12 protein-coding genes are annotated in these 15148 nt (G+C 71.0%); 9 read left to right on the forward strand and 3 right to left on the reverse strand.

From position 1 onward, the window contains the following. The first annotated feature begins 2 nt into the window (after window positions 1–2). From ACFYNP_RS09885 to ACFYNP_RS09920, 8 genes are all read left to right on the forward strand, one after another. Complete coding sequence (locus ACFYNP_RS09885) at window positions 3–1001, forward strand: carbohydrate ABC transporter permease (protein ID WP_388420386.1); 999 nt, start codon at window positions 3–5, stop codon at window positions 999–1001. After that, window positions 959–1840 carry a carbohydrate ABC transporter permease gene (locus tag ACFYNP_RS09890; RefSeq protein WP_388784322.1) on the forward strand — a complete coding sequence of 294 codons (882 nt, stop codon included), beginning with the start codon at window positions 959–961 and terminating at the stop codon, window positions 1838–1840. The genes ACFYNP_RS09885 and ACFYNP_RS09890 overlap by 43 nt, the downstream gene beginning before the upstream one ends. Before the next feature lie 69 nt (window positions 1841–1909). Continuing rightward, window positions 1910–3322, forward strand: coding sequence for a GH1 family beta-glucosidase (locus tag ACFYNP_RS09895; protein ID WP_388784208.1), 1413 nt, complete (start codon window positions 1910–1912; stop codon window positions 3320–3322). 180 nt (window positions 3323–3502) lie between these two features. Continuing rightward, window positions 3503–5188 carry an aspartate-alanine antiporter gene (aspT, locus tag ACFYNP_RS09900; RefSeq protein WP_388420388.1) on the forward strand — a complete coding sequence of 562 codons (1686 nt, stop codon included), beginning with the start codon at window positions 3503–3505 and terminating at the stop codon, window positions 5186–5188. A 2-nt stretch (window positions 5189–5190) separates the two neighbouring features. Beyond that, a complete protein-coding gene (gene aspT / locus ACFYNP_RS09905) occupies window positions 5191–6894 on the forward strand; it encodes an aspartate-alanine antiporter (protein WP_388420389.1) in 1704 nt (567 codons plus the stop codon). Window positions 6895–6980: 86 nt separating this feature from the next. Further along, entirely contained in the window at window positions 6981–8630 is a 1650-nt protein-coding gene (locus ACFYNP_RS09910) for a bifunctional aspartate transaminase/aspartate 4-decarboxylase (protein ID WP_388784211.1), read from the forward strand. A gap of 63 nt (window positions 8631–8693) precedes the next feature. Then, window positions 8694–9434, forward strand: a complete 741-nt coding sequence (locus ACFYNP_RS09915; protein ID WP_388784213.1) for a MerR family transcriptional regulator — start codon at window positions 8694–8696, stop codon at window positions 9432–9434. A gap of 65 nt (window positions 9435–9499) precedes the next feature. Beyond that, window positions 9500–9706 (forward strand): hypothetical protein, encoded by a 207-nt coding sequence (locus ACFYNP_RS09920; protein ID WP_388784216.1) that lies wholly within the window; start codon window positions 9500–9502, stop codon window positions 9704–9706. 79 nt (window positions 9707–9785) lie between these two features. Here ACFYNP_RS09920 and ACFYNP_RS09925 read toward each other — a convergent pair whose 3' ends face one another. The 3 genes from ACFYNP_RS09925 to ACFYNP_RS09935 form a co-directional block, all read right to left on the reverse strand. Further along, a complete protein-coding gene (locus tag ACFYNP_RS09925) occupies window positions 9786–11291 on the reverse strand; it encodes a cellulose binding domain-containing protein (protein WP_388784218.1) in 1506 nt (501 codons plus the stop codon). A 1084-nt stretch (window positions 11292–12375) separates the two neighbouring features. Further along, the gene (locus ACFYNP_RS09930) at window positions 12376–13752 is read right to left on the reverse strand and encodes a sensor histidine kinase (RefSeq protein WP_388784222.1); all 1377 of its coding nucleotides are present in this window, start codon (window positions 13750–13752) and stop codon (window positions 12376–12378) included. Next, the gene (locus ACFYNP_RS09935; RefSeq protein ID WP_100578405.1) at window positions 13749–14438 is read right to left on the reverse strand and encodes a response regulator transcription factor; all 690 of its coding nucleotides are present in this window, start codon (window positions 14436–14438) and stop codon (window positions 13749–13751) included. The genes ACFYNP_RS09930 and ACFYNP_RS09935 overlap by 4 nt, the downstream gene beginning before the upstream one ends. Window positions 14439–14537: 99 nt before the next feature. On the opposite strand from ACFYNP_RS09935, the gene ACFYNP_RS09940 reads away from it, so the two are divergent. Then, entirely contained in the window at window positions 14538–15104 is a 567-nt protein-coding gene (locus ACFYNP_RS09940; RefSeq protein ID WP_388417295.1) for a hypothetical protein, read from the forward strand. Window positions 15105–15148 lie beyond the last annotated feature (44 nt).

Below are 15148 nucleotides of genomic sequence, written 5' to 3' on the forward strand. Positions count from 1 at the left end.
CGATGGCGAGCGACACCACCGCCGCCGTGCCCTCCCCCGCCCCCGGCGGGCAGGAGGGCACGGCCCCCGCCCGGGCCCGCGCCGACGAGCGGCGCAGCCGCCGCTACCGGCGGGACATGCGCTGGAGCCCGTACGCGCTGATCGCGCCCTTCTTCGTGTTCTTCGCGGCCTTCGGCCTCTTCCCGCTGCTCTACACCGGCTGGGCCTCGCTGCACCAGGTCGAGCTGACTTCGCCGAACGACATGACGTGGGTGGGCCTGCGGAACTTCTCGCGGCTGCTCTCGGACGACTTCTTCTGGAACGCGCTGCGCAACACCGTCACCATCGGCATCCTCTCCACCGTGCCACAGCTGCTCATCGCGCTCGGCATCGCGCATCTGCTCAACTACAAGCTGCGCGGCTCGATGTTCTTCCGGGTCGCCGTCCTCACCCCGTACGCCACCAGCGTGGCGGCCGCGACGCTGGTGTTCGTGCTGCTCTTCGGACGCGACTACGGAATGATCAACTGGGCCCTGGGCCTTGTCGGGTTCGACCACATCGACTGGCAGAACGGCGGCTGGGCACCCCAGTTCGCCGTCTCCACCATCGTCGTGTGGCGCTGGACCGGCTACAACGCGCTGATCTATCTGGCCGCGATGCAGGCGGTGCCCGCCGATCTGTACGAGTCGGCCGCGCTCGACGGGGCCTCGCGGTGGCAGCAGTTCCGGCATGTGACGATCCCCGCGCTGCGCCCGACCATCCTGTTCACGACGGTCGTCTCGACGATCGGCGCGACCCAGCTGTTCGGTGAGCCGCTCCTGTTCAACGGCTCCGCGGGCGCCACCGGCGGCTCGGACCACCAGTTCCAGACGCTCGGCCTGTACCTGTACGAGCAGGGCTGGGTGAACCTGCACCTGGGCCGGGCCTCGGCGATCGCCTGGGCGATGTTCCTGATCCTGCTCCTCATCGGCGCGGTGAACTGGCTCGTCTCCCGCACCTTGCGCAAGGGGATGATGAGTTGAGGGCCCAGCGCGCCGGACGCCAGCTGCACGGCGGCCGGCTCACCTACGCCGTACTGACCGTGTTCACCGCCGGATCGCTCTTCCCGCTGATCTGGACGGCGGTGGCCGCGTCCCGCACCAACACCCGGCTCGCGCAGACGCCGCCGCCGTTCTGGTTCGGCTCCCACCTGTTCAGGAACCTCCGGATCGCCTGGACCGACGCCAACATGGGCACGGCGCTGCTCAACACGACGATCGTGGCGGGCTGCATCGCGGCCGGCACGGTCTTCTTCTCCACCCTGGCCGGCTTCGCCTTCGCCAAGCTGCGCTTCCGGTTCAAGAACCTCCTGCTGATCCTGGTGATCGGCACGATGATGGTGCCGCCGCAGCTCAGCGTCGTCCCCCTGTACATGCTGGTCGCCAAGCTGTCCTGGACCGACCAGCTCCAGGCCGTCATCCTGCCCACCCTGGTCAGCGCGTTCGGGGTGTTCTTCATGCGGCAGTACCTGGTGGAGGCGCTGCCGACCGAGCTGGTCGAGGCCGCCCGGGTGGACGGGGCGAGCAGCTGGCGGGTGGTGTGGCACATCGTGTTCCCGGTGGCCAGGCCCGCGATGGCGGTGCTCGGGATGCTGACCTTCGTGATGGCGTGGAACGACTTCTTCTGGCCGATCATCGCGCTGACCCAGAACGGCAGCCCCACCGTCCAGGTGGCCCTCACCGGGCTCGGCCGCGGCTACATCCCCGACCAGTCGGTCATCATGGCCGGCGCCCTGCTCGGCACGCTGCCGCTGCTGCTCGCGTTCGTCCTGTTCGGGCGGCAGATCGTGGGCGGGATCATGCAGGGCGCGGTCAAGGGCTAGCCCCCTTCGGCCCCGGGAAGCCCCGGCGGCCTCAAGTCCCCCTACCCATCAGCTCGTTGGGAGTGCCGTATGTCCGACCGCTTTCCGCCCGGGTTCCTCTGGGGCGCCGCCACCTCCGCCTACCAGATCGAGGGGGCGGTGGCCGAGGGCGGCCGCACCCCGTCGATCTGGGACACCTTCAGCCACACCCCGGGCCGGACCGACGGCGGGGACACCGGGGACGTGGCCGTGGACCACTACCACCGGATGCGCGAGGACGTCGCCCTGATGGCGGACATGGGGCTCACCGCGTACCGGTTCTCGGTGTCCTGGTCGCGGGTGCAGCCCACCGGGCGCGGGCCCGCCGTCCAGCTCGGCCTCGACTTCTACCGGCGCCTGGTCGACGAGCTGCTCGACCACGGCATCCAGCCCGCGCTCACCCTCTACCACTGGGACCTGCCCCAGGAGCTGGAGGATGCGGGCGGCTGGCCGGCCCGGGACACCGCCCACCGGTTCGCCGAGTACGCGGCGCTCGTCGGGTCCGCGCTCGGCGACCGGGTCGAGCATTGGATCACCCTCAACGAGCCCTGGTGCAGCGCGTTCTTGGGGTACGCCTCGGGGGTGCACGCGCCCGGCCGGACCGATCCGGCGGCCTCGCTGCGCGCGGCCCACCACCTCAACCTGGCGCACGGCGAGGCGACTTCGGCGCTGCGGGCGGCGCTGCCCGCGCGCGACCAGATCGCGGTGAGCCTCAACTCGGCCGTCGTCAGGCCGCTTTCACCGGATCCGGCGGACCTGGCCGCGGTGCGCAGGATCGACGACCTGGCCAACGGGATCTTCCACGGGCCGATGCTGCACGGCGCGTATCCGGCGAACCTGTTCGCGGACACGGCCTCGGTCACCGACTGGTCCTTCGTGCAGGACGGCGATCTGCGCGCGATCCAGCAGCCGCTCGACGCGCTCGGCCTGAACTACTACACGACCTCGCTGGTGTCGGCGGCCGACCCGGACACGGCGGACGCCCGCGCCGACGGGCACGGGGCGAGCGCGCACTCGCCGTGGCCGGGGGCCACCTCGGTCGCCTTCCACCAGCCGCCGGGCGAGCGCACGGCGATGGGCTGGACCATCGACCCGTCGGGCCTGTACGACCTGCTCCTGCGTTACACCAAGGAGGCGCCGGGACTGCCGCTCCTGATCACCGAGAACGGCGCCGCCTGCGAGGACGGGCCGGCCCCCGACGGCTCGGTGCACGACCCGGACCGCATCGGCTATCTGCACGACCACCTCGCGACGGTCCGCCGGGCGATGGAGGCGGGCGCGGACGTACGGGGCTACTACCTGTGGTCCCTGATGGACAACTTCGAGTGGTCGTTCGGGTACGGCAAGCGGTTCGGCGCGGTGTACGTGGACTACGCGACCCTGGAGCGCACCCCGAAGTCGAGCGCCCGCTGGTACGCGGAGCTGGCCCGAACGGGTGAACTGCCGCGGAGGCCCGGGGCCTGACACCACGGCAGGCGCGGCACGGCGGCGACGGCGGGGCCGCCGACGGAAGCGGGGGCGGGGCGGTGGACCGGGGTGCCGCCGCCCCCGTCCGCTGCTAATTTCGCGTTTATGCACTTTATGTCCATATATGACCGAGTCAGTCCGTGTGCCTCGTGTGCCCCCCGGCTCGGCTGAGCCGCGATGGGCATCCTCAAGGACCACCCGGAGCTCGCCCTCTTCCTCTGCCTCGCGCTCGGCTACCTCGTCGGCAAGCTGCGGGCGGGACCCATCACGCTGGGCGGCATCTGCGGCACCCTGATCGTGTCGCTCCTGATGGGCGCCTGGGCCAAGGTGCAGGTCTCCGGTGACGTCAAGACGGTCTTCTTCGCCCTGTTCATCTTCTCGCTCGGCTATCTCGCGGGACCGCAGTTCTTCGCCAACCTCAACCGCGGCAGCCTGCGCTTCTTCACGCTGTGCCTGATCGAGCTGGTCTGTGTGCTCGGCATCGCGTACGGCCTGGCGAAGGCGTTCGGGCTCGACGTCGGCACCGCGTCCGGCATCCTGGCCGGCGCCGCCACCGAGTCCGCGGTCGTCGGTACCGCCACCGAGGCCATCGGCAAGCTCGGCGGCCTCACCCCCACCCAGGTCACCGACTACCAGGGCCATGTGGCGACCGCGTACACGGTCTGCTACCTCTTCGGCCTCATCACCATCGTCATCTACACCAGCCAGATCATGCCGATGATGCTGCGCATCAACCTGCGGGACGCATCGCGGCAGCTGTGGGAGAAGATGCGCGGCGGCGGGGGTGAGCACGGCCTGGAGGCCGACGAGCGCGAGGCGCTGCCCGGCCTGGTGGGCCGCACCTATCTGGTGACGACGGCCGACGGGCGCACCATCGGCGACCTGGAGTCCTCGCTCGGCGGCCGGATCACCATCGAGGCGCTGCGCCGCGGCAGCCGCGCCATCACCCCCGAACCCGGGGTCGAGCTGACCCTGTCCGACCTGGTGCTCGTGGTCGGCCGGCGGGCCAACGCCATCGAGGCGGGCCGCGAGATCGGCCCCGAGACGCCCGGCATCCCGGGCCTGGACTCGCCGCTGGCCACCGCCCAGGTCGCCATGACCGAGAAGTCCGCCGACGGCAAGAGCCTCGACCAACTCCAGCACACCCACCCGGAGTTCATCAAGCAGGGCGTGTACGTCACCGATGTGATCCGCAACGACCAGCATCTGCCGGCCAACCCGGACACCGTGCTGCGGCGCGGTGACGTCCTCACCCTCGTCGGCGCCCGCTCCGGGCTCAACAAGCTGGTCGCGAAGATCGGCGCGGTGGTCAAGAACGACGCCACCGACTTCATCTACCTGGGCCTCGGCATCGTCTGCGGCTCGCTGCTCGGCCAGGTGGTGGTCCGGGCCGGAGACATCCCGCTCTCGCTCGGCACCGGCGGCGGCTGTCTGATCTCCGGGCTCGTCTTCGGCTGGTTCCGCTCCCGCAAGCAGACCTTCGGCGCGTTCCCGCCGCAGGCCGCGACCACCCTCAAGGACATGGGCCTGGCGGTCTTCATCGCCTGCACCGGCCTGGTGTCGGGGCCGCAGGCCTGGCCGCTGCTCAAGCAGTACGGGGCGCTGCTCCCGTTCGCCGGGATCGCGATGGTGCTGATCCCCGCCACCCTGTCGCTGCTGGTCGGACGCTCGCTGCTGAAGATCGAGAAGCCGCTCCTGATCGGCGCGATCGCGGGCCAGCAGTGCTCGACGCCCGCCATCACCTCCATCACCCAGGTCGCCCAGAGCTCCGTACCGATGCTCGGCTACACCATCACGTACACGCTCTCGAACTTCCTGCTGCCCCTGACCGGACCGGTCCTCGTCGGCGTCCTCGGAGCCTGAACATGATCGATTTCATCAACCGGAACATCTTCCAGCCGCACCCCGAGCTCCTGGTGTTCGTCACCATCGCGCTCGGCTTCCTGCTCGGGAAGGTCCGCTACAAGGCGATCGGTCTCGGCGCGGTCACCGGCTGTCTGATCGTGGGCCTGTTCCTCGGCGCCCAGTTCAAGGTGCCGATCGACGCGACCGTGAAGAACCTCTTCTTCACGATGTTCCTGTTCGCGCTCGGCTACCGGGTCGGCCCGCAGTTCTTCCGCGGCCTGAAGAAGGACGGCCTGCCCCAGGTCGCCAACGCGCTGGTCGTCTGCGTCACCGGCCTGCTGGTGTCCTGGGGCCTCGCCTCGATGCTCGGGTACGGGCCCGGGCTCTCGGCCGGGCTGCTCGGCGGCGGGCTCACCCAGTCCGCCGTGATCGGCGTCGCCCAGGACGCCATCGGCAACCTGCCGGGCCTCAGCCCCGCCCAGGTCAAGAGCGAGGAGAACCTCGTCGCCATCGGGTACGCGGTCTGCTACCCGCTCGGCACCGTCTGCGCGGCGCTGCTCCTGGCCTCGGTGCTGCCCCGGCTCTACCGCAAGAACCTCGCCGAGGAGAGCGCCAGGCTCGCCCAGGAGCTGGACGCGCCCGGCGACGATCCCGACCTCGGCGCGGGCTACTACGAGGTGGTGCTGCGCGCCTACAAGGTGGAGCGCCCCGACATCGTGGGCCGCACCATCGACGACTTCGAGCAGCAGCAGAAGCAGCTCGGGCGGCGCGTCTACATCACCGCGGTGCGGCGCGACGGCACGGTCCTCCAGCACGACCAGCAGACGGTCCTGCACTTGGGCGACACCGTCGCCGTCAGCGCGATCCGCGGCGACCTCGTCACCTACGACGCCCGCACCCACATCGGCGGCGAGAGCGACGACGTGGAGCTGCTCGGCTACCAGACCGAGACCCTGCACGTGGTGGCCTCCGAGAAGGCCCAACTGGGCAGGACCATCGGCGAGTTGCGGCAGGAGCCGTTCATGGTCGGGGTGTACGTGGACAAGCTGTACCGCTCGGGCACCGAGTTCCCCTACCGGCTCTCCACCCCGGTCGAGCGCGGCGACACCCTCATTCTGACCGGGCCCAAGCGGCTGGTGGGCCCGGCCGGCAAGGCGATCGGCAAGCCGGTCCCGACGAGCTTCGCCACCGACATGGTGTGGGTCTGCCTCGGCATCTTCCTCGGCGCCCTGATCGGCATCCCGGCCCTGAAGGCGGGCGGCGTGCCGATCTCCCTCTCCACCTCCGGGGGCGCGCTGATCATGGGCCTGGTCTTCGGCTGGATCCGCTCCAAGTACCCGACGTACGGCAACGTCCCGCCCGGCGCCCAGTGGTTCATGGACACCCTCGGACTCTGCCTGTTCATCGCGGTGGTCGGCCTGAACGCCGGTCCCGGCTTCACCAGCGGCCTGTCGACGGCGGGCTGGTCCCTGCTGCTCTGGGGCGTGGTGGTCACCGTCGTGCCGCTGCTCGTCGGCTTCCTGGTGGGCCACTACATCCAGAAGATCCGCTTCCCGATCCTGATGGGCGTCCTGGCGGGCGGCGAGACCACGACGGCCGCGTTCGGCGCGGTCAACGAGGCGTCCAGATCCCAGATTCCCACGCTCGGCTACACCATCCCCTACGCGATGAGCAACGTCCTGCTCACCATCTGGGGAGCCGTGATCATCCTCCTCAACCACTAGACCGACCACTGAGATCAACCACTGAGATCGCCGACTGAGATCGCCGACTGAAAACCGTCAACCGCTCGCGTACGTAAGGAAGTTCCGTGCCGAAGACCACCTTCACCCGTGAGGAAATCCAGTCCTTCGCCCAGCTTTCACCGTTCGAGCTGAAGGACAAGTTCATCCAGATCGCCCAGGCGGTACAGGAGGACGAGCCCGGCCAGAAGGAGAAGTCGGCACGGCAGATGCTGAACGCGGGCCGCGGCAACCCGAACTGGGTGGCCACCGGACCGCGTGAGGCCTTCTACGCGCTCGGCTACTTCGCCCTGTCGGAGTCCCGCCGGGTGTGGACCGCCGACAACCTCGGCGGCATGCCCGAGAAGCAGGGCGCGGCCGCCCGCTTCGACGCGTATGTGCGCCAGCACCCGGACCTGCCCGGCATCGAGCTCCTGGAGCGGTGCATCGCGTACGCCGTCGAGCGGTTCGGCTTCGACCGCGACGAGTTCGTGCACGAGCTCACCGACAGCTCGATCGGCGACAACTACCCGGTCCCGGACCGGATGCTGGTGCACGCCGAGAAGATCGTGCGCGGCTACCTCGCCGACGAGATGTTCGACAAGCGCCCGCCGCAGGACAACCTGTCGCTGTTCGCGACCGAGGGCGGCACGGCCGCCATGTGCTACATCTTCGACTCCCTGATGAAGAACGGGGTCCTCAAGAAGGGCGACCGGATCGCCCTGATGGTGCCGGTGTTCACGCCGTACATCGAGATCCCCGAACTCGACACCTACGAGTTCGACGTGGTGCGGGTCGAGGCGAGCCTGTTCACCGAGACCGGGGTGCGCGAGTGGCGCTATCCCGCCGAGGAGGTCGCCAAGCTCGCCGACCCCAGCGTGAAGCTGGTGTGCCTGGTCAACCCGTCCAACCCGCCCTCGCTGGCGCTGAGCGACCGGGTCACCCAGCAGATCAAGGACATCGTGGCCGGCCCGAACCCGAACCTGCTGATCGTCACCGACGACGTGTATGGCACGTTCGTCGAGGGCTTCCGCTCGATCGCCGCCGAGGTGCCGCGCAACACCCTGCTCGTCTACTCGTACTCCAAGCACTACGGCTGCACCGGTCACCGGCTCGGGGTGATCGCGCTGCACGACGACAACGTGATCGACGAGCTGATCGCCGCGCTGCCGCGGTCCGAGAAGGAGCGCCTGGACAAGCGGTACGGGACGCTCAGCCTGGAGCCGTCCACGATCCGGTTCATCGACCGGCTCGTCGCCGACTCACGGCAGGTCGCCCTCAACCACACCGCGGGCCTCTCGCTGCCGCAGCAGGTGATGATGAGCCTGTTCTCGCTCTTCGACCTCCTGGAGGAGGGCCAGGCGTACAAGCACCGCATCCGCGCGATCGTCAACCAGCGGCTCGAACTCCTCCTGGAGGGCGCCCAGATGAAGATCGCGGACGATCCCAAGCGGGCCGGGTACTACATCGAACTCGACCTGCTCGCCGAGGCCGAACGCGTCCACGGCAAGGACTTCGCGGCCTTCCTTGAGAAGAACTACGAGCCCGTGGACCCACTGTTCCGGCTCGCCGAGCAGACCAGTGTGGTGCTGCTGAACGGCGGTGGCTTCGAAGGGCCCGAGTGGTCGGTGCGCGTCTCGCTCGCCAACCTCGACGACCTGGACTACCTGAAGATCGGCCACCATCTGCGGGCGATCTTCAACGACTACGCGGAGGAGTGGCGGACGTCGCGGGTGTGACGGCTGCCGGGGTGGGGGCGCGGGGCTTGCACCTCACGCGGCGTGAGGATGCACAGTGACGGCATGAGCACCTCCACCTGGAAGGTGGGCCCCCTGGCCGAGGCCGCGGGGCTCACCGTCCGCACGCTGCACCACTGGGACGCCATCGGGCTGCTGTCCCCGTCCCGGCGTACACCGGCGGGGCACCGGGAGTACACCGAGGACGACGTCGAGCGCCTCTACCAGGTGCTCGCCCTGCGCGGCCTGGGCCTCGAACTCGACACCATCGCCCGCTGCCTGGACGCGGGCCTCGATCCGGCGCGGGTCCTGCGCGACCACCGCGAGAGCGTCGAGGCCCAGCTCGCGGCGCTCACCACCCTTCGGGACCGGCTCGCGGGCATCGAGGAGGCGCTGACGGACGGCCGGCCCCCGACGACCGCCGCGGTCCTCGGCGCACTGCGCGCCACCGGCGCCGCGGAAGGCGCGGTGCGCCGCCATCTCGACGACGACCAGCTGCGGGCCCTCGCCCGGCACGGCGCGGGGGCCGGACCGGCCGCGCACTACCTCCTTGAGGTCGAGTGGCCCGAACTGTACCGGCGCGCGGAGGAGTTGAGGCTGGCGGGAACCGAGCCGACGGACCCCCGGGTACGCCGGATCGTGGCCCGGATGGACGAGCTGAGCGCCCTGTTCAGCGGCGGCGACCGGACGCTCTCGGCGGGCGTGCGGGCCGCATGGCGCGAGGACCCGGCGGCGCTGTCCGGGGACACGTCGGCGCGGCCGGGTCAGTGGGACGCGCTGACGGACTACCTGGAGGCGGCGCGATGAAGGGGATGAGCAAGGGGAAGGGGAAGGGGAAGGGGTCGAACGGGACGGGCTTTAACGGAGCGCGGATGAACGGGACGTGGATGAACGGGACGCGGATGAACGGGACGCGGATGAACGGGACGCGGATGAACCGTTACTCGCTCCTGCCGTTCCTGCTGGTCGTCGTGCCGCTGGTGTGCGCGCTCGCGGCGTTCGGGGTGATCGGGTGGGACGTGGTGGCCGCGGTAGTGGTAGCGGTGGGGGTACTGGCCCTGGTGGCGAAGGCACACTGAGGCGCCCCGGCCGACGTGGGGGAAGGTGCGCACCGGCCGGGACGCTGGATCAGTAGGCCCAAGAGGCCTTCCGCGGTGACTACTTGTAGGCGGCGAAGGCCTTGGTGAAGGCGAGCGGGTCCTGGGTGATCGAGGAGCAGGTGGGGTCGGCGGAGTTCTTGGCGCCGCCGGGGCACTGCTGGTCGCGGGCGGCGGACCACATGGCCAGCCAGGCCAGGCCCTTGGACTTGGCGAAGTCCACGAGCTTGGTGGCGTCGGCGACGGTGAACTTCTCGACGTTGACGTCGTTGACGCCGATCATCGGCGTGACCGCGACGGCCTTCCACGCGGCGGCGTCGGACAGGCCCAGAACTCCCTTGATCTGGGCCTGGGTCGCCGTGGCGGCCTGGATCGCGTAGTCGCCCATGTCGCCGCTGTAGGAGGGCCCGTAGTCCATCGCCATGATGTTGACGGCCGAGACCTTGACGCCGTTCTTCTTGGCGTCGGCGACGAGGTCGACACCGGGCTGGGTCAGGCCCTCCGGCATCACCGGCAGCGTGAACGAGACGTCGAGCCCGGGGTGGGACTTCTGGAGCGTGGCGATGGCCTGCGCACGGCGGGCGTTGGCGGCCGTGTCGGGCAGGGCGGCGCCCTCGATGTCGAAGTCCACCTTGGTGAGCTTGTACGCGTCGATGACCTTGCCGTACGCGGCGGCCAGCTCGTCGGCGCTCTTGCAGACCAGGCCCAGCTCGGAGCCGGAGGCGCCGCCGAAGGAGACCCGGACGTCGCCGCCCTTGGCGCGCAGCGCGCCGATCTGCGAGGCGACCTTGTCGCCCGGCAGGTCGGTGACGCCGCCCCACAGCGGGGAACAACCGCCCCCGGAGGTGACGAAGGCCAGGTTGAACTGCTTGACCCCGGTCTTGTCGGCGGTGCCGGCGAGGTCGTACGTCGGATAGAGCGAGGTGTCGACGTACGGGGCGAAGCCCGCGCCGCTCGCGGTGCCGCCGCCTCCGGAGGACGTCTTGCTCGGGGTGGGTATCGCGGTGGGGGTGGCCGGCTTGGAGGGCTGTGCGGTCGGCTTGGTGGTGGGCTCGGTGCTCGCCGACTGGGAGGGCTTGGCGGTGGGCTGCCCGGTGGGACGGCCGCTGGGGCGCGGGGTGGCGCCGGTGTCGACCGAGCACTTCTCCTGGTCGATGAGACAGCCCGTCGGGTCGCCCGCGGTGCCGCTCGCGGAGGTGACGAAGCCGACGGTCACGGACTTGCCCGCGGCGAGGCCGCCCTTGTCCCAGCTCGGGGGCTTCACGGTGACGTGCTGCCCCTTCACCGTCTGGTCTCCGTTCCAGAGGGAGCCGAGGGTGGTGCCGGCGGGCAGGTCGAACTCCAGGGTCCAGTCGGAGAGCGTCTTGCCGCTGTCGTTGGTGATGACGTACTGCCCGGTGTAACCACCGGTCCAGCTGCTGGTCTTGGTGTACGCCGCGCCGACCGAGGCGGCCTGGGCGGTGCCGGTGAGCGCGAAGGCTGCGCCGCCGACGACCGCCGCGGCGACGAGGCCGCCGATCACCTTGGTCTTGCCGCTCGCCCTGCGCCGGTGCGTGCTGGTGCCCATGCCGTTCCTGCCTCTGCGTTGCGGGGGGTTTCTTTGGGGGGTGCGGGCAGCACGCTAGCCCGGTGGATCCGGACAAATGCCCCGTGCCGGGCGGGGCTTGGGGATCTTAGGCTCGCCTTAAGGATCCGATGGGGGGAGGTTAAGCCCGGGGGTCTTGGGGGCTGCGCCCCAGAGGCCCGGGGGGGATGTGCCCACCCGCTCGCCCGTGACGGGGGCTGAAGGGTTCAGCTCCCTGGGGCTGCGCCCCAGACCCCGGGGGGTTTGCCCGCCCTCCCGCCCGTGCGGCCGGGCTGAAGAGTTCGGGCCCCTGGGGCTGCGCCCCAGACCCCCGGGGGCCTGCCCACCCGACCGCCCGTGCGGCGGGGTTGAAGGGTGCGGGCCCTGGGGCTGCGCCCCAGACCCCCTTTGAGGGGCTGCGCCCCTCGGACCCCCGCGGGGGCTGCGCCCCCTGCACCCCCGGTTCGGGGCTCCGCCCCGGACCCCCGTATCGCGCCTGAACGGCGCTCGTCCTCAAACTCCCCCAAGGCCTTAAGGGCCAGGGGGGACCCCCATGACGGGCTGAAAATGCCTCCACCGGCCTGCATCGATCAGCCCGACGGGCTGAAGTACCCAATGCGGGCCAGCACCAACGCCGCTAAGGGGCGCGGGGAACTGCGCGACCAGCCCCGCACGGTGGGCAGTCGAAGGCAGGTCTCAAGGGGCGCGGGGAACTGCGCGAACGGCCCCGCACGGTCCGCAGCCGAACCGAGGGGCACGGGGCGCAGCCGAACCGAGGGGCACCGTCCGCATCCGAACCGGGGGCCTGGGGCGCAAGCCCCGGAGGCCCGCCACCCTCGCTCCACCCCCGGAGGGTTGCGGGAAGGGGTGGGGCGGGGCGGACAACCGGGGTCTGGGGCGGAGCCCCAGGGGGTTGGCCGCCCCGAGGGCCGCGGACTGCGCCGGGTCCGGGGCGGAGCCGAGTCCGAGTCCGGGGCAGAGCCGGGGCTGCGGCGGAGCCGGTCCGGGGCGGAGCCCAAGGGGTTGGCTACGCCAAGGCGGGCCGGGGCGGGCCGGGGCGGAGGCCCGGCGCCCGGGTCGGCCGGGGCTAGGCCGACGCGCCCCGGCGGCGGAGGCGGTGGCTGCGGCGGGCCGGGGCGGGACGGCCGAGGCCGATCCAGAGGCGGACCTCCGTGCCGCCCAGCACGGAGTGGCCGATCCGGACATCCCCACCCGTCGACTCGGCGACCCGCCGCACGATGTCGAGTCCGAGCCCCGTCGAGCCGGGACGGCCACCGCTGTTGCCCCGGGCCAGCGCCGCCCGGGGGTCGGAGATCCCCGGCCCCGCGTCGGAGACGAGCACGATCACCGCGTCCTCCCCGTTGTGGACGTCCACCGAGAACGCCGTCCCCTCCGGCGTGTGCCGGAACACATTGCCGAGCAGCGCGTCGAGCACGGCCACGAGATCGGGCCGGGCCACCGGAATGCGGACCGGCCGGTCCACCCCCGCGAGCCGCACCTCACGCCCCTCGTCCTCGGCGAGCGCGGACCAGAACTCCATCCGTTCGAGAATCACTTCGCAGGCGTCGCAGCCCGCGCCGGGCCCGGCCGGCTGCGTCTTGGGCTTGGCCTCCCGCGCCGTGCGGATGATCGTGTCGACCTCCCGCTCCAGCTGCTCGACCGCCGCCCGGGTCTGGTCGGCCGCGGGTCCCTCCCCGAGGGAGGCGGCGTTCAGGCGGAGCACGGTGAGTGGCGTACGCAGCCGGTGTGAGAGGTCGGCCGCCAACTCGCGCTCATTGGCCAGCAGTTGGACGACCTGGTCGGCCATCGAGTTGAACGCGACCGCCGCCGAGCGCAGTTCGGTGGGCCCCTCCTCGGGCACCCGCGCCCCCAGCTTGCCCTCCCCGAGGTCCTGCGCCGCGCCCGCGAGCCGCTGGGCCGGGCGGACCATGCGTACGCCGAGCCGGTCGGCGACCGCCACGGAGCCGATGATCAGGCCGATGCCGACGCCCGCGAGGACCACCCAGGCCGTCGTCACACCGTTGGTGACCTCGGCCTCCGGCACGAAGACCTCGACGATCGCGATCTGGCCGGAGCTCAGCGCGGTCGGCTGAAGCAGGGTCGAGCCGCCCGAGACATCCGATATCGAGGCCTTGATGACTTTCCGGGTCGCTTCGAGGTCCTTGTCCGCGGCCCGCTGCGTACCGATGTCCACCGCCGCGCTGCCGGGCACGGCCGGGTCCGCCGGGACGTGCACCGCCATCCGGTTCTCCGCACCGGACTGCGTGGAGGCGACCGCCCGCTCCAGGGCGTCGCGGTCGGTGGTGATGGACAGCGTCGGGCCGATCGCCGCGGCCTGGCGTTCGGCGTTGGAGAACGCCCGGTCCCGGGCCATCTCCTTGATGACCATGCCGAGCGGCACCGCGAAGGCGACCACGACCATCACGGTGACCGCGAGGCAGACCTTGACCAGCGCCCATCTCATCGCGGCGGCTCCAGCTTCACGCCGACGCCCCGCAGGGTGTGCAGATAACGGGGCCGGGCGGCCGTCTCGCCCAACTTCCGCCGCAACCAGGACAGATGGACATCAATGGTCTGGTCGTCGCCGTACGACTGCTGCCACACCTCGGCGAGCAGCTCCTTGCGCGGCACGACCACACCGGGCCGTCCGGCGAGGAAGGCGAGCAGGTCGAACTCCCGCCGCGTCAGATCCAGTTGGGCGCCGTCGAGCTCGGCCTGGCGGCGCAGCGGGTCGACCCGGAGCCCGCCCACCTGGAGCACCCGCGAGGGCGGTTCGGCCCCGGCCGTGGCGCGCGCCCGGCGCAGCACCGCGGCCATTCGCGCCGAGAGGTGCTCCACCGAGAACGGCTTCGTCAGGTAGTCGTCGGCGCCGTCGTTGAGCAGCCGCACGATCTCCGTCTCGTCGTCCCGCGCGGTCGCGATGATCACCGGTACGTCGGTGATGCCGCGCAGCATCTTCAGCGCCTCGGACCCGTCCAGATCGGGGAGTCCGAGGTCCAGGATGACCACGTCGAAACGGAAATGGGCCACTTCGCGCAGCGCCTCAAGTGCCGTGCCGACGCTCCGTACCGTGTGGGAGGCCTCGGTGAGGTGGCGGATGAGGGCGGAGCGGACAAACTGGTCGTCCTCGACCACGAGCACACTTGCCATGGGCCGCACCGTACGCCATCCGGAGGATGGGAGTCCCCCGCGGGAGTGGAGTCGGCGCTGGTGGGACACGGGTGGGGCTCGTGGTGCAGTATGGCCCGGATGCACAGAGGACTCGTACACGGTTTGGCGTGGTCGCTCGCCACCGGAGCGGCGGTGACGCTCTCCTGGTGGGGCGTCCACACGGTGATGGCCGGCACGGCGTACGACCCGCCCCGCGCACTGCCGGTCAGTGGTGACGCACACCTCGGCCAGAGCTCGTCGCCGGAGGCTTCGTCGACCCACCGCCCCAAGGAGACCCCTCCCCCGCCCTCCCCTTCCGCCTCCCCGAAGCCGTCCAAGGACGCGGGCGACAGCAAGCCGTCGGGCAGCCGTGCCCCGTCGCCCGGCCCGTCCGGGAGCAAGTCGCCCGGCACGTCCGGCACTTCGGGCAATCCGGCCAACTCGGGCGCGGTGCAGGGCTACAACGTGGCGGGCGGCCGGGTCGTCTTCGACCTCGGTGACACCTCGGCGCAACTGGTCTCGGCGACGCCCGCGTCCGGCTGGCGCATGGACCGCTGGATCCAGACGGAGTGGATACGGGTCACCTTCACACGCGGCAGCGAGACCGTCTCGGTGTTCTGCACCTGGAACGGGCATCCGCCCTCGGTGGAGATCAACAACACCTGACCGGACGCCTCGGGTACGACGCCGGCCCGGGTACGACTACGGCC

It is taken from the genome of Streptomyces sp. NPDC006691 (assembly GCF_042869955.1).
GTDB lineage: Bacteria > Actinomycetota > Actinomycetes > Streptomycetales > Streptomycetaceae > Streptomyces.

What these genes read in the sequence shown, in the direction of transcription:
- ACFYNP_RS09935 (WP_100578405.1), bottom strand. Translation starts at nt 14,438, where the DNA reads ATGGCAAGTGTGCTCGTGGTCGAGGACGACCAGTTTGTCCGCTCCGCC.
- ACFYNP_RS09915 (WP_388784213.1), top strand. Translation starts at nt 8,694, where the DNA reads ATGAGCACCTCCACCTGGAAGGTGGGCCCCCTGGCCGAGGCCGCGGGG.
- ACFYNP_RS09885 (WP_388420386.1), top strand. Translation starts at nt 3, where the DNA reads ATGGCGAGCGACACCACCGCCGCCGTGCCCTCCCCCGCCCCCGGCGGG.
- aspT (WP_388420389.1), top strand. Translation starts at nt 5,191, where the DNA reads ATGATCGATTTCATCAACCGGAACATCTTCCAGCCGCACCCCGAGCTC.
- ACFYNP_RS09895 (WP_388784208.1), top strand. Translation starts at nt 1,910, where the DNA reads ATGTCCGACCGCTTTCCGCCCGGGTTCCTCTGGGGCGCCGCCACCTCC.
- ACFYNP_RS09930 (WP_388784222.1), bottom strand. Translation starts at nt 13,752, where the DNA reads ATGAGATGGGCGCTGGTCAAGGTCTGCCTCGCGGTCACCGTGATGGTC.
- aspT (WP_388420388.1), top strand. Translation starts at nt 3,503, where the DNA reads ATGGGCATCCTCAAGGACCACCCGGAGCTCGCCCTCTTCCTCTGCCTC.
- ACFYNP_RS09940 (WP_388417295.1), top strand. Translation starts at nt 14,538, where the DNA reads ATGCACAGAGGACTCGTACACGGTTTGGCGTGGTCGCTCGCCACCGGA.
- ACFYNP_RS09920 (WP_388784216.1), top strand. Translation starts at nt 9,500, where the DNA reads ATGAACGGGACGTGGATGAACGGGACGCGGATGAACGGGACGCGGATG.
- ACFYNP_RS09925 (WP_388784218.1), bottom strand. Translation starts at nt 11,291, where the DNA reads ATGGGCACCAGCACGCACCGGCGCAGGGCGAGCGGCAAGACCAAGGTG.